Annotated in this window: 13 protein-coding genes; 8 read left to right on the top strand and 5 right to left on the bottom strand. The window is 59.5% G+C overall.

Annotated elements, in window-relative coordinates; genetic code table 11:
• Positions 1-4: 4 nt before the first annotated feature.
• From entE to entH, 4 genes are read left to right on the top strand one after another with little or no spacing between them, the layout of a single operon-like run.
• Positions 5-1615: a (2,3-dihydroxybenzoyl)adenylate synthase EntE gene (entE, locus tag BJP35_RS09965; RefSeq protein ID WP_086463057.1), complete on the top strand. Its 1611-nt coding sequence runs from the start codon at positions 5-7 to the stop codon at positions 1613-1615.
• A 10-nt stretch (positions 1616-1625) separates the two neighbouring features.
• Entirely contained in the window at positions 1626-2480 is an 855-nt protein-coding gene (locus BJP35_RS09960; RefSeq protein ID WP_014169072.1) for an isochorismatase, read from the top strand.
• On the top strand, positions 2480-3235 hold the full coding sequence (gene entA, locus BJP35_RS09955) for a 2,3-dihydro-2,3-dihydroxybenzoate dehydrogenase EntA (RefSeq protein ID WP_020885024.1): 756 nt from the start codon (positions 2480-2482) through the stop codon (positions 3233-3235). Before BJP35_RS09960 ends, entA begins: the two co-directional genes overlap by 1 nt.
• Positions 3236-3649 (top strand): proofreading thioesterase EntH, encoded by a 414-nt coding sequence (entH, locus tag BJP35_RS09950; RefSeq protein WP_014169074.1) that lies wholly within the window; start codon positions 3236-3238, stop codon positions 3647-3649. It abuts the gene before it with no gap.
• Between the two features lie 47 nt (positions 3650-3696).
• On the opposite strand, the gene BJP35_RS09945 is transcribed toward entH, so the two are convergent.
• The 3 genes from BJP35_RS09945 to BJP35_RS09935 are packed head-to-tail and all read right to left on the bottom strand — an operon-like array spanning position 3697 to position 6006.
• The gene (locus BJP35_RS09945) at positions 3697-4809 is read right to left on the bottom strand and encodes a M20 family metallopeptidase (protein ID WP_079231288.1); all 1113 of its coding nucleotides are present in this window, start codon (positions 4807-4809) and stop codon (positions 3697-3699) included.
• 13 nt (positions 4810-4822) lie between these two features.
• Positions 4823-5287, bottom strand: coding sequence for a YjiG family protein (locus BJP35_RS09940; RefSeq protein WP_014169076.1), 465 nt, complete (start codon positions 5285-5287; stop codon positions 4823-4825).
• Positions 5284-6006 (bottom strand): nucleoside recognition domain-containing protein, encoded by a 723-nt coding sequence (locus tag BJP35_RS09935; protein ID WP_020885022.1) that lies wholly within the window; start codon positions 6004-6006, stop codon positions 5284-5286. Before BJP35_RS09935 ends, BJP35_RS09940 begins: the two co-directional genes overlap by 4 nt.
• A 281-nt stretch (positions 6007-6287) precedes the next feature.
• On the opposite strand from BJP35_RS09935, the gene cstA reads away from it, so the two are divergent.
• The gene (gene cstA / locus BJP35_RS09930) at positions 6288-8393 is read left to right on the top strand and encodes a pyruvate/proton symporter CstA (protein ID WP_047743961.1); all 2106 of its coding nucleotides are present in this window, start codon (positions 6288-6290) and stop codon (positions 8391-8393) included.
• Positions 8394-8451: 58 nt separating this feature from the next.
• Positions 8452-8649, top strand: coding sequence for a YbdD/YjiX family protein (locus tag BJP35_RS09925; protein ID WP_014169079.1), 198 nt, complete (start codon positions 8452-8454; stop codon positions 8647-8649).
• A 53-nt stretch (positions 8650-8702) separates the two neighbouring features.
• Here the strand turns inward: BJP35_RS09925 and BJP35_RS09920 are convergent, their stop codons facing one another.
• Positions 8703-9446, bottom strand: a complete 744-nt coding sequence (locus BJP35_RS09920) for an SDR family NAD(P)-dependent oxidoreductase (RefSeq protein ID WP_014169080.1) — start codon at positions 9444-9446, stop codon at positions 8703-8705.
• A 57-nt stretch (positions 9447-9503) separates the two neighbouring features.
• Complete coding sequence (locus tag BJP35_RS09915; protein WP_047743957.1) at positions 9504-10592, bottom strand: oxidoreductase; 1089 nt, start codon at positions 10590-10592, stop codon at positions 9504-9506.
• A gap of 160 nt (positions 10593-10752) precedes the next feature.
• Here BJP35_RS09915 and BJP35_RS09910 point away from each other — a divergent pair, with 160 nt between their 5' ends.
• Positions 10753-12255, top strand: a complete 1503-nt coding sequence (locus tag BJP35_RS09910) for a sugar ABC transporter ATP-binding protein (RefSeq protein ID WP_020885019.1) — start codon at positions 10753-10755, stop codon at positions 12253-12255.
• Entirely contained in the window at positions 12252-13247 is a 996-nt protein-coding gene (locus tag BJP35_RS09905; protein ID WP_025204689.1) for an ABC transporter permease, read from the top strand. Before BJP35_RS09910 ends, BJP35_RS09905 begins: the two co-directional genes overlap by 4 nt.
• The last annotated feature ends 15 nt before the right edge of the window (positions 13248-13262 follow it).

Below are 13262 nucleotides of genomic sequence, written 5' to 3'. Positions count from 1 at the left end.
ACTCATGACCCTTCCCTTTACCCGTTGGCCCGAGGATTTTGCCCGGCGCTACCGTGAAAAAGGCTACTGGCAGGATCTGCCGCTGACCCACATCCAGACGGATCAGGCGAACAACGATGCGGTGGCGATCGTCGACGGTGACCGTCGCATAACGTACCGCGAGTTTAACCAGGCCGTGAATAACCTGGCATCGCGGCTGCAGGCGTTGGGGCTCCATCGCGGTGAAACGGCGCTGGTGCAGCTTGGCAACGTGTGCGAGTTTTACATGACCTTTTTCGCCCTGCTGCAGGTGGGCGTGGCGCCGGTCAATGCGCTCTTTAGCCATCAGCGCTCGGAGCTGAACGCCTACGCCGCGCAGATCAAACCTGCACTGCTGATAGCCGATCGCGAGCACGCCCTGTTTGCGGGGGATGACTTCCTCAATACTTTTGTCGATGAGCACCGTTCGGTGCGCGTCGTGCTGCTGCGCGGCGACAAGGGTGAACATGCGCTGGACGCGGCGATTGCGCATCCGGCAGAAAATTTCATTCCGAACCCGACCCCTGCCGACGAAGTGGCGTTCTTCCAGCTCTCGGGCGGGAGCACCGGCACGCCGAAGCTGATCCCGCGTACGCATAACGACTATGACTACAGCATCCGTCGCAGCAATGCGATCTGCGGGATTACCGCGGACACGCGTTATCTGAATGCGCTGCCAGCGGCCCATAACTACGCTATGAGCTCGCCCGGCTCGTTAGGCGTCTTTACGGCGGGGGGCTGCGTGGTGCTGGCAAACGATCCGAGCGCCACAATCTGCTTCCCGCTGATAGAAAAACATCAGATCACGGTTACCTCGCTGGTGCCCCCGGCGGTCAGCCTGTGGCTGCAGGCGATTGCCGACGGTGCAGGGAATGCTCCGCTCTCATCGCTGACGCTGCTGCAGGTCGGTGGGGCGCGCCTGTCCGCGTCGCTCGCGGCGCGTATTCCGGCAGAAATTGGCTGCCAGCTGCAGCAGGTGTTTGGTATGGCGGAAGGGCTGGTGAACTACACCGCGCTCGATGATACGCCGGAACGCATTATCAATACGCAGGGGCGCCCGATGTGCCCGGATGACGAAGTGTGGGTGGCGGACGAGCACGGTAATCCGCTCCCGCGCGGTGAAGTCGGGCGTCTGATGACCCGCGGGCCGTATACCTTCCGCGGCTATTTCAACAGTCCGGAGCACAACGCCAGCGCCTTTGATGCGGACGGCTTTTACTGCTCCGGGGATCTGATCGCCATTGACGAACAGGGCTACATCACCGTTCAGGGACGGGAGAAAGATCAGATCAACCGTGGCGGCGAAAAGATTGCCGCAGAAGAGATTGAAAACCTGCTGCTTCGCCACGACGCGGTGATCCACGCGGCCCTGGTGAGCATGGAGGACAGCCTGCTGGGTGAAAAGAGCTGCGCGTATCTGGTGGTGAAAGAGCCACTGCGTGCGGTGGAGGTGCGCCGCTTCCTGCGTGAGCAGGGCGTTGCAGAATTTAAACTGCCGGACCGCGTGGAGAGCGTTGATGCGCTTCCGTTAACGCCCGTCGGCAAAGTCGATAAGAAACAGTTGCGCCTGTGGCTAGCTGAACGCGCACGGGGCTAAGGAACAGAGTATGGCCATTCCACAATTAACCGCTTATGCGCTGCCGACGGCTGCAGACCTGCCAGACAACAAAGTGAACTGGGCGTTTGAGCCTGAACGTGCCGCGCTGTTGATCCATGATATGCAGGAGTATTTCCTGAACTTCTGGGGCGAAAACAGCCCGATGATGGCCCAGGTGGTCGCGAATATCGCCAGACTTCGCGATTACTGCAAGCAACACAATATTCCGGTTTACTACACCGCGCAGCCGAAAGCGCAGAGCGATGAAGACCGCGCCCTGCTGAACGATATGTGGGGACCGGGGCTGACCCGCTCACCAGAGCAGCAGCGCATTGTGTCTCAGCTGACGCCGGATGAAGCCGATACGGTACTGGTGAAGTGGCGCTACAGCGCGTTCCACCGCTCGCCGCTGGAGTTGATGCTGAAAGAGACGGGACGCAACCAGCTGCTGATCACCGGGGTTTACGCCCATATTGGCTGCATGACGACCGCTACAGACGCCTTTATGCGGGATATCAAACCGTTCTTTATCGCCGATGCGCTGGCCGATTTTACCCGCGATGAGCACCTGATGTCCCTGAACTACGTCGCAGGGCGCGCCGGCCGGGTGGTTATGACGGACGACCTGCTGCCGTCCATTCCGGCCACGAAAGCGGCGCTGCGTGACATCATCCTGCCGCTGCTGGATGAATCAGATGAGCCGATGGATGACGAAAACCTGATCGACTACGGTCTGGACTCGGTGCGCATGATGGCGCTGGCCGCCCGCTGGCGCAAAGTGCACGGCGATATCGACTTCGTGATGCTGGCGAAAAACCCCACCCTCGACGCCTGGTGGGCGCTGCTCTCCCGCGAGGTGAAGTGATGGCGGGGTTCGATTTTACCGGCAAAACCGTCTGGGTAACGGGCGCGGGTAAGGGCATCGGTTACGCGACGGCGCGGGCGTTTGTTGAAGCGGGCGCGCAGGTCACCGGATTTGACCTGGCCTTCCCGCAGGAAGCGTATCCCTTTGCCACCGAAACGCTGGACATCGCGGATGCCGCACAGGTCCGCGAGGTGTGCGGGCGCGCGCTGGCAAGGCTTGAGCGTCTGGACGTGCTGGTGAACGCGGCGGGAATACTGCGTATGGGCGCGACCGACCAGATTGCGCAGGAGGACTGGCAGCAGACCTTCGCGGTTAATGTCGGCGGGGCATTTAATCTGTTCCAGCAGACGATGGGCCAGTTCCGTCGCCAGCAAAGCGGGGCGATTGTCACCGTGGCGTCTGACGCGGCCCACACGCCGCGTATCGGCATGAGCGCCTACGGTGCGTCGAAAGCGGCGCTAAAAAGCCTGGCGCTGACCGTCGGGCTTGAGCTGGCGGGCAGTGGCGTGCGCTGTAATCTGGTGTCGCCCGGGTCAACGGATACCGATATGCAGCGCACCCTGTGGAAAAGCGACGATGCTGAGCAGCAGCGTATTCGCGGCTTTGGCGAGCAGTTCAAGCTCGGTATTCCGCTGGGCAAAATCGCCCGTCCGCAGGAGATTGCCAGCACGGTGCTGTTCCTCGCCTCCGATGCTGCCAGCCATATCACGTTGCAGGATATCGTGGTGGACGGCGGCTCCACGCTGGGGGCGTAGATGATCTGGAAACGTCACTTATCGCGTGAAGAAATGAACGCCACCAGTCTGAACTCCATGGTGGCGCATCTGGGCATTGTCTATACCCGCATCGGTGACGATACGCTTGAGGCCGAAATGCCCGTGGATGCGCGTACCCATCAGCCGTTCGGTCTGTTGCACGGCGGGGCGTCGGCGGCGCTGGCGGAAACGCTGGGGTCGATGGCCGGGTTTCTGATGACCCGCGACGGACAAAGCGTGGTGGGAACGGAGCTGAACGCAACGCACCATCGCGCGGTATCGCATGGGAAGGTGCGCGGAGTGTGTCAGCCGTTGCATCTTGGGCGAACCAGCCAGAGCTGGGAGATTGTGGTGTTCGACGAGCAGGGACGGCGGTGCTGTACCTGCCGGTTGAGTACCCAAATTTTGGGCTAGCGTTGCACGGTCAATACCCCTCTCCCCGTTGGGGAGAGGGGTAAGACTTACAGCATCGAAATCACCCGCTTCAACAAGCGTATTCTCGGCGCAATCGACGCTTTATCCAGCCACTCCGCCGGGCTGTGGAACCCGGCACCGATCGGCCCCAGCCCGTCCAGGGTCGGAATGCCCAGCGCGGCGGTGTGGTTGGCATCACTGCCACCACCGACCGCCTGCCAGGTAATGGCTATTCCTTCCGCCTGACCTGCCGCTTCAACCTGCTGCATCAGCGCCTGCGTGGCTTTACTCGCTGCCATCGCCGGTTTGTGGTTCACGCGCGTCAGCGAGGTCGTGACGCCCTCTAAAAAGCCTTTTTCACACAATGCCTCCAGCGCCTGGTTCACCCGGCTGTACTCATCGTTTTCCCAGAAACGCACGTCCAGCTCGGCAACGGCTTTATCGGCCACCACGTTTGCCGCGCTGCCGCCGTGGATCACGCCGACGTTGAGCGTGGTGCCACGTTCCTGGTCGGTCAGGGCATTAATGGCAATAATGCTGTTTGCCAGGGCGGTTATCGCCGAGCGGCCTTTCTCCGGTTCGTTACCCGCGTGTGCCGCCACGCCGCTGAACGTCAGGTGATAGCCCGCCATCCCTTTGCGAGCCTTCACCAGCGAACCGTCGGCGCGCGCGGCTTCGCATACCAGCACGCAGCGGGCGCGTTTTGCCAGTTCGCCAATCCATTCGTGTGAATAGACGGAGCCGGTCTCCTCGTCGGGATTCATGGCGATCGCAATGGCCAGACGATCGTGGTCGGCTGCGTCCAGCTCACGCATCGCCCACAAGATATTCAGCAGGCCGCTCTTCATATCCGATACGCCAGGGCCATAAAGACGGGTGGCGTCCTCGCTCAGCGGACGCTCGGCGACGGTGCCGGGGGCAAATACCGTATCAAGATGGCCGACCAGCAGAACGTCGAACTGTGCCGCCTGTGGCTTATTACTGACGAATACGCCCGGGCCAACCTTGTCGCCCAGATTGACCCGTTCGGTGTGCCAGCCTTCGCGCTGCCAGAGCGTTTCAATAATGCCAGCCACGGTTTCGACGCCTGCGACAGTACGGGTGCCGCAGTCCACGTTCACCAGGGTTTTCAGCTCTTCAATATAATGGTCAAGGTTCATATTAACGTCCTGTTCAGAGAATAATGCGCATCAGCAGCATGGCTAAGAAGGCATTGATGACCGAAATGGCAATCATCAGCGGAATACGTTTGGCGCGGGTGCCGATCACACCCAGAATGCGGCCGAGATACTGCACCTGTGAGCCCATCAGATAGATAGCAGGTGCCAGAATCGCCAGGTGCTCGCCGGTAATAATGCCTTTATCAAACAGGCCGATCGCCACGCCGATACCGCCGCCCATCGACATCCAGCCGCCAATCAGCACGGCAGCCGCTTCACCCGGCAGGCCAAACAGGCCCATCAGCGGGGAGAAGATCATCCCCAGCCCTTTCAGCGCCCCGGTAATTTCCAGCGCCTTGATGATGATAAAAGCCATGACCACGTTGGGCAGGGTGCTGCCGGTGGCAATACTCCAGCCCTTGCGTGCGCCTTCGACAAACACATCGGTAATCACGGGATGAGATTGTGGGGCACTCATACGGTCTCTCCTTGTGTCGGTTGTTGCTCAGGGGCATCTTTGCCGATGACGGTCAGGATCAGGCGCAGCAGATTTGCGCCAACAATCTTCATGATGAACATCACGGCGATGCAGGCACCAATGGAGGTTGGCACCGCGGCCGTCCCGTCAACGGCGACCAGGGTAAAGAGGATGGCACCAGAGGAGAAAAAGTTGGTGATCATCGCCCCGGCGGAGAACTGAAACATGGCGAAAACGTCTTTCTCTTTTTCGCTAATCTGCCCTTCATCGGACAGGTTGCGGGTGAGGGATGCACCCACATCGGTGCTCTGCAGGCTGCCAATCAGCGCCAGCCCGGTGGTACCGGGAATGCCCAGCAGCGGGCGCAGCAGCGGCGTTAACAGCTTACGTGCTGCACGCAGCGCACCATAGTGCTCCAGCACGTTGATCATCCCGAGCGCAAACATCACGGCCGGAATTAAACCGAGCGCAAAGAGAAACCCGTCCATTGCGCCACTGCCACCGGTACCGCGAAAGGCGCTGGTGGCGGTGGTCAGGGTGCCGTCTTCAAGGCTGGCCTTGCTGACCACCTTGCCAAACGCACCGTTGAGGGTGGTGAAATCAAACACGCCGTACCACTCTTTTCCGCCCAGCAGGCCAGAGAAGAAAACGGCTGCGAATGCCAGCGCAACGTACGCGCCGGGCCCGACCTTGAGATCCTGAGGTACTGAACTGTTCATATCCTTTTCCTTGTATGCACGCAATTGCGCAGGGTCATTCTGGCGAGGTTTTGAGCAAAAAAAATGATACAAATCATTTCGTAAGGCGGTGTCGGGACGAAAAAGGCAAAAGTGTGACCCATGGCGGCAGGGGGGTTTCAGCGGAAGGTGATCGGCTTAACAATGTGGTGTAAATGTCTGGTTTGACCACGCATTATTGCGTTTCAAAGTTGTTAAATTTTGAGCGTTGTTCTAGAAACAAAATGTAACATCTCACTGTTTCACAACAACGGACAACAACTATGAACAACTCAGGGAAATACCTTACGTGGGCAGGGCTCTCCGTTGTGGGAGCATTTGCCCTGGGCTATATCGCCCTCAACCGGGGGGAACAGATTAACGCGCTGTGGATCGTTGTCGCCTCGGTCTGTATTTATCTGATCGCGTACCGTTTTTATGGCCGCTATATCGCGAAGACGGTGTTAGGGGTCGACGGCACGCGCATGACGCCTGCGGTTCGTCATAACGACGGTCTGGACTATGTGCCTACCGACAAGAAAGTGCTGTTCGGTCACCATTTTGCGGCGATTGCCGGCGCGGGCCCGCTGGTGGGGCCAGTCCTGGCGGCGCAGATGGGTTATCTGCCGGGGATGATCTGGATCCTCGCGGGCGTCGTGCTGGCCGGTGCGGTGCAGGACTTTATGGTGCTGTTCGTCTCCACCCGCCGCGACGGACGTTCGCTCGGTGAGCTGGTGAAAGAGGAGATGGGAGCCACGGCCGGGGTGATCGCCCTGGTCGCGACCTTTATGATCATGGTGATCATCCTCGCGGTGCTGGCGATGATCGTGGTGAAAGCGCTGACCCACAGTCCGTGGGGAACCTATACCGTGGCCTTTACCATTCCGCTGGCGCTGTTTATGGGGATCTACATTCGCTACCTGCGTCCGGGACGCATTGGTGAAGTGTCGGTCATCGGCCTGGTCTTTCTGGTGTTTGCCATTATCTCCGGCGGCTGGGTGGCTGAGAGCCCGACGTGGGCGCCGTTCTTCGATTTCACCGGCGTACAGCTGACGTGGATGCTGGTAGGGTACGGATTTGTGGCGGCGGTGCTGCCGGTGTGGCTGCTGCTGGCCCCGCGCGATTACCTCTCCACCTTCCTGAAAATCGGCACGATTGTGGGGCTGGCAATCGGCATTTTGATTATGCGCCCAACGCTGACCATGCCTGCGCTGACCAAATTTATTGATGGCACCGGCCCGGTCTGGACCGGCAACCTGTTCCCGTTCCTGTTTATCACCATCGCCTGTGGCGCGGTGTCTGGTTTCCACGCGCTGATTGCCTCCGGTACCACGCCGAAAATGCTCGCCAATGAGAATCAGGCCTGCCTGATTGGCTACGGCGGCATGCTGATGGAATCGTTCGTGGCGATAATGGCGCTGGTCTCGGCCTGTATTATCGACCCGGGCGTTTACTTCGCGATGAACAGCCCAATGGCGCTGCTGGCACCGGCCGGCACCGTTGACGTGGTGGCCTCTGCCGCGCAGGTGGTAAGCGGCTGGGGCTTTGCCATTACCCCTGACACGTTGACCCATATCGCCAGTGAAGTGGGCGAGCAGTCAATTATTTCCCGTGCGGGGGGCGCGCCAACGCTGGCGGTGGGCATGGCGTATATTCTGCACGGCGCGCTGGGCGGGCTGATGGACGTGTCGTTCTGGTATCACTTCGCCATTCTGTTTGAAGCGCTGTTTATTCTGACGGCGGTGGATGCAGGAACGCGTGCGGCACGCTTTATGCTGCAGGATCTGCTGGGGGTGATCTCACCGAACCTGAAACGTACCGATTCATTACCGGCGAACCTGCTGGCAACGGCGCTGTGCGTACTGGCGTGGGGATATTTCCTCCATCAGGGCGTCGTCGATCCGCTGGGGGGGATTAACACCCTGTGGCCGCTGTTTGGTATTGCCAACCAGATGCTGGCGGGCATGGCGCTGATGCTCTGTGCGGTAGTGCTGTTCAAGATGAAGCGTCAGCGTTATGCGTGGGTGGCGTTACTGCCAACCGCATGGCTGCTGATTTGTACCCTGACGGCAGGCTGGCAGAAAGCCTTCAGCCCGGACAACAAGGTGGGCTTCCTGGCTATCGCCAACAAGTTCCAGGCGATGATCGACAGCGGTAAGATCCCGGCGCAATATACGGAATCACAGCTGTCGCAGCTGGTGTTTAACAACCGTCTGGACGCCGGACTGACCATCTTCTTTATGGTGGTGGTTGTGGTGCTGGCGTTGTATTCTCTGAAGACTGCACTGGCGGCGCTGAAAGAAGACAAGCCGACGGCAAAAGAGACACCGTATGAGCCAATGCCTGAGAACCTGGAAGAGATTGTGACCCAGGCGAAAGGGGCGCATTAATCGCTCAACCTCACCCTCTCCCCGCCGGGGAGAGGGGATAAAAGACGAGACATCCACTATGTTCGACACCCTCTCCAAAGCAGGAAAATACCTGGGCCAGGCCGCCAAAATGATGATCGGCGTACCGGATTACGACAACTACGTCGAGCATATGCGCGTCAACCACCCTGACCAGACGCCAATGACCTATGAAGCTTTCTTCCGCGACCGCCAGGACGCCCGTTACGGCGGCAAGGGCGGCGCGAAGTGCTGTTAACCCTCTTTCGGTAAACAAAGGCTAATCTGCTTTTGTTTACATTCAACATGCGATCAGGCGTTTAACCCGCCATCGACATCCAGTCCCGTGCCGGATATTTGTCCGGCGGCAGGACTGGCCAGGAAGGTGACCGCGGCGGCGATGTCTTCCGGCTGGCCGTAATGTCCCACCGCAATCATCTGGCGCTGAGATTCAGCCTGTTCTCCATCCTCCGGGTTCATATCGCTGTTTGTCGGGCCAGGATGCACAAGGTTCACGGTGATGCCGCGCGGGCCGAGATCGCGAGCCAGACCCCGGGTAAGGGAGTTGAGTGCAGATTTGGTCATCGAATAGACGGCAATACCGGGCATCGCCACACGGTTTGCCAGGCAACTGCCGATGTTGATAATGCGCCCGCCGTCAGACATATGCACCAGCGCTTCCTGAATGGCAATCACCACGCCCCGGATATTGACGTTAATCAGGGCGTCAATATCCGCCAGCGTCATGGACTCCAGCGGGCCGCCGCGTGCGATCCCGGCGTTATTGACCAGAATATCCAGCCCGCCCAGGGAGCGTGCCGCATGGGTAACCGCATCCTGAATGGCCTGTGCGCTGGCGCTGTCGGCCTGAATCGCCTCGCTGTGGCGCCCAAGCGCCTTTATCTCTTCGGTGACCGCCTGGGCTTTGTCGGCGGATTTTTCATACGTAATAACCACATCGGCACCGGCGCGTGCCAGTGAAAGTGCGATGGCACGACCCAACCCACGGCTGGCGCCGGTAACCAGCGCCTTCTTACCTGTTAAATCGATCTGCATGATGACCTCGTTGCGAGAGTGATGAGAATCATCATTAGGTATAGTCGGTCGGAACGATTAACGGCTGAAGGATTCCACTTTCTCAAACGCGGCGCGCAAAACCGCTGGGGTGAGCGCGACCGGCAAATAGTGGATAGATTCCACCGGGCGCAGCGTATGGGCAATGACCTTGTCCAGCTCGTCGCGGTTGTTGATATCCACCTCCAGTTCGCGAAGCGTGGTGGGCAGGGTAAAGCGCTGATAGGCCGCTACCAGCTCGGCCAGCACGTCATCCTGGCCGAGCAGCGCACTTTGCACCAGGATGCCGTAGGCCACTTTGGTACCGTGCAGGTATTTTTCCGTTTGCGGCAAAACGGTTAAACCGTTGTGCACCGCATGCGCGGCCGCCACGCGGGTATAGCGCTCGCCCAGACCGCCCACCATTCCGCCCCCGGCAATAATGGCATCCACAACGTCCCTGAACGCCTGCGTCGCTTCGCCACGCTGCTGGTCGGCCAGCGCCTCTTCGCTACGGGAAAGCAGCACGTCGCGGATCGCCAGCGCGCCGTTGATCCCCAGACGTACGGTCAGGGGCAGGTGTTCGGGTTGAGGGGCCAGGACCACCGCTTCATACCACTTCGCCAGCGTATCGCCGATGCCTGCCAGCAGGTACTCCGCTGGGGCATTGAGGATAATGTGCGGTTCCACCAGCACCAGGAAGTTAGCATCGTCGAACACCTCAAACTGCAGCGCCTGACCGGCATCGTTATACCAGACGGAGAGCGGCGTCCAGGCGGCGCAGGTGGCGGCGATGGTGGGAATAGCCACCACCGGCACGCCGAGACGGCGCGCCACCGCTTTGGCGGTATCAAGCAGTGCGCCACCGCCGACACCAATCACCACGCTGGCGTTATTGCCAGACGCCGTCACCAGATCGGTCACGTCACGTTCGCTGCAGTGCCCTTTAAAGCGCAGATGTTTCGCCCCCGGTGTGTGAAAGCTTTCCGGCAGGAAAGGGCGCGCGCCTTCAATGGCGCGTTCGCCATAAATCCACACCGCGCGGGAGAGCTGTTCCGGCGTAAAGAATTCATTCAGGTGCGCAAGGCTTCCCGGATGCGAGAAATAGTTCGCCGGGCCTGGCACGACGCGGATATCGGTGTTGCTCATGTGTTGTCCTTTGTTTAGCAAGCGCTAACCCGATGTTATGTCTGGACATCCGGATGGCTAATAATATTTCGCTTTATCTTATGCCTTTTCCGTCGTTGTCAGTCAACCGGAGCTGTGAAAAATTCGATAAATCACAATATGAAAGAAGGATTTAACGCGGATGGTTTCCAGTCGCCTTGAGATGCGCGGTATCAGCCTGGCCTTTTCCGGCTTTCAGGCGTTGTCGCGCGTGGATTTGACGTTAATGGGCGGCTCCGTGCATGCGCTGACCGGCGCAAACGGCGCGGGGAAATCGACGCTGATGGCGGTGCTGTGCGGCACTTACGATCGCTACGAAGGTGAGATCTGCATTAATAACCAGCCGGTGACGATCCGCGAGCCGCTTGATGCCAAACGGCTGGGTATCCACCTGGTGCAGCAGGAAGTGGACGTCGCGCTGATACCAGGGCTGAGCATTGCCGAAAACATCATGCTCGATCAGCTCGCACAGCCGGGGCATCGCTATCGCTGGCGCGCAATCCGCCAGCAGGCGAAACAGGCGCTGGCGCAGCTGGGTATCGCTCTGGATGTGCGACGCATCGTCGACACCTGCACGCTGGCAGAAAAGCAGCAGATTTTGCTGGCGCGGGCGCTCTCACACCACTGCCGTTTTCTGATTCTGGATGAACCGACCGCGCCGCTGGATAGCCATGAAAGCGAACGGCTTTTCGCCGTAGTGAGACGTCTGCAAAAGCAGGGGATTGGCGTGGTGTTTATCTCTCACCGTATTCACGAACTGAACGCTATTTGCGACACCTTAACCGTGCTGCGCGACGGCAAGCTGATTGAATCCGGCCCGATGGCGAACCTCAGCGGTGACGCAATCGTTGAGAAGATGCTTGGCCATGAGCTTAACGATATCTATCCGCCGGCCCGTCCTGCGCACAGTGACGAGACGTTACTGCGCGTGGAAGGGCTGCACGATGACGCGCTGTTGAAAGATATCTCCCTGCACCTGCGAAAAGGCGAAATTCTGGGCATTGCCGGGCTGGCGGGAGCGGGCAAAACGGAACTCTGCAAGGCGCTGTTTGGGGCCAGCAAAAGCCGTGTAGCGCGTGGTGAGCTAAATCATCAGCCCTGGCAGCCGCGCGATCCGGCGGATTCGGTATTGCGCGGTCTGGCGCTGGTACCGGAGGAGCGGCGCAAAGAGGGCATTTTTATTGATGAACCGGTGAGCATGAACCTGGCGGTCACTGCGGATAACAGCTTCTCGCGCTGGAGCCTGTTCGGCCACCGTCAGGCGTGGCGCTGGGCGGAAGAGGTGATTGCCCGCGTCGGCGTGCGTGCGCGTGGGCCGGGGCAGGTGCTGCGTCGTCTGTCGGGGGGCAACCAGCAGAAGATTGCCATCGGCAAGTGGCTGCGCAACGACGCCAGCGTGTTGATTTTTGATGAGCCGACCAAAGGCGTCGATGTCAAAGCGAAAACCGATCTGTTCCAGTTAATTGACGGCCTGGCGCGCGAGGGCAAAGGGGTGATTTACGCCTCCGGTGAATTCGCTGAACTGGTGGGGCTGTGCGATCGCATTTGCGTGCTGTGGGACGGACGTATCGTGGCGGAAATCGCCGGGGCTGAGGCCCACGAAGAGACACTACTTTATTATTCAACCGGAGGAACGGCGTCGTGAGCAAGGCCCTTTCAGTAACGGCGGCGGCGTCTGGCCGTCAGCAAATTTTTGATTTTCTCTACAAGTGGGGCATGTTGCTGACCGTGGTGGCGCTGGTGGCCATCTTTGGCCTGGCGTCGGACAACTTCCTCGATCCGAACAACATTATCAATATCCTGCGCTCAATTGCCATCGTGACGGTGATTGCTATCGGGGTGTCAATTTCGCTGACCATCGGCGGGTTTGACCTGTCGGTTGGTTCAACGGCATCGCTGGCTAACGCGCTGGTGGTGTCACTGTTCGTCTGGTACGGCTTCGGCACCACCGAATCGATATTGATTACCCTGGCGCTTTGTACCCTGGTTGGCCTGTTTAACGCGTTTCTGATTGTCATCCTGCGGATCCCGGACATGCTTGCCACGCTTGCCAGCCTGTTTGTTATCCAGGGCGTGGCGATGACCTACAGCTACGGCGGGTCAATTACCGAAAACATGGTGCTGCCGAGCGGCGACATGGCTGAGGGGACCATTCCGGCGGCGTTCAGCCTGCTGGGACAGGTGCCGACTATCGTGATCATCATGCTGGTGGTAACGATCCTCGCACAGCTGGGGCTGTCACTGACCACCCACGGACGACGCATGTATGCCATCGGCGGTAATCCGGAGGCGGCACGTCTCTCCGGTATTCGCACCACGCGCTACAAGGTGGCGGCCTACGTGATTGCCTCTCTGCTCGCCGGATTAGGCGGCATTTTACTGGCCTCGCGGATTGGCTCGTCACAGGTGAATGCGGGCGGCGGCTATCTGATGGATGCGGTTGCGGCGGCGTGGATTGGCTTCTCGCTCGCGGGGTCCGGAAAACCGAACGCGCTGGGTACGCTCGTCGGGGCAGTTATTCTTGGCGTGCTGTCGAACGGTCTGGTGATGCTTTCCGTACCCTATTACGCGATGGACATTATAAAAGGGCTGGTGCTCGCCGTGGCGCTGGCGATTACCTACATACAAAAACGCTAACGATTGATCACAACA

Origin of the sequence: Enterobacter sp. J49, assembly GCF_002148625.1 — a bacterium.
Lineage (GTDB): Bacteria > Pseudomonadota > Gammaproteobacteria > Enterobacterales > Enterobacteriaceae > Enterobacter > Enterobacter ludwigii.
The sequence above is the reverse complement of the archived record's forward strand: the minus strand, read 5'-3'. Positions and strand labels throughout refer to the sequence as shown.

Excerpts from the sequence above, each read along its gene's own strand:
- BJP35_RS09915 (WP_047743957.1), bottom strand. The coding sequence starts at position 10,592 with ATGAGCAACACCGATATCCGCGTCGTGCCAGGCCCGGCGAACTATTTC.
- entE (WP_086463057.1), top strand. The coding sequence starts at position 5 with ATGACCCTTCCCTTTACCCGTTGGCCCGAGGATTTTGCCCGGCGCTAC.
- BJP35_RS09920 (WP_014169080.1), bottom strand. The coding sequence starts at position 9,446 with ATGCAGATCGATTTAACAGGTAAGAAGGCGCTGGTTACCGGCGCCAGC.
- cstA (WP_047743961.1), top strand. The coding sequence starts at position 6,288 with ATGAACAACTCAGGGAAATACCTTACGTGGGCAGGGCTCTCCGTTGTG.
- BJP35_RS09910 (WP_020885019.1), top strand. The coding sequence starts at position 10,753 with ATGGTTTCCAGTCGCCTTGAGATGCGCGGTATCAGCCTGGCCTTTTCC.
- BJP35_RS09960 (WP_014169072.1), top strand. The coding sequence starts at position 1,626 with ATGGCCATTCCACAATTAACCGCTTATGCGCTGCCGACGGCTGCAGAC.
- entH (WP_014169074.1), top strand. The coding sequence starts at position 3,236 with ATGATCTGGAAACGTCACTTATCGCGTGAAGAAATGAACGCCACCAGT.
- BJP35_RS09945 (WP_079231288.1), bottom strand. The coding sequence starts at position 4,809 with ATGAACCTTGACCATTATATTGAAGAGCTGAAAACCCTGGTGAACGTG.
- entA (WP_020885024.1), top strand. The coding sequence starts at position 2,480 with ATGGCGGGGTTCGATTTTACCGGCAAAACCGTCTGGGTAACGGGCGCG.
- BJP35_RS09935 (WP_020885022.1), bottom strand. The coding sequence starts at position 6,006 with ATGAACAGTTCAGTACCTCAGGATCTCAAGGTCGGGCCCGGCGCGTAC.
- BJP35_RS09925 (WP_014169079.1), top strand. The coding sequence starts at position 8,452 with ATGTTCGACACCCTCTCCAAAGCAGGAAAATACCTGGGCCAGGCCGCC.
- BJP35_RS09940 (WP_014169076.1), bottom strand. The coding sequence starts at position 5,287 with ATGAGTGCCCCACAATCTCATCCCGTGATTACCGATGTGTTTGTCGAA.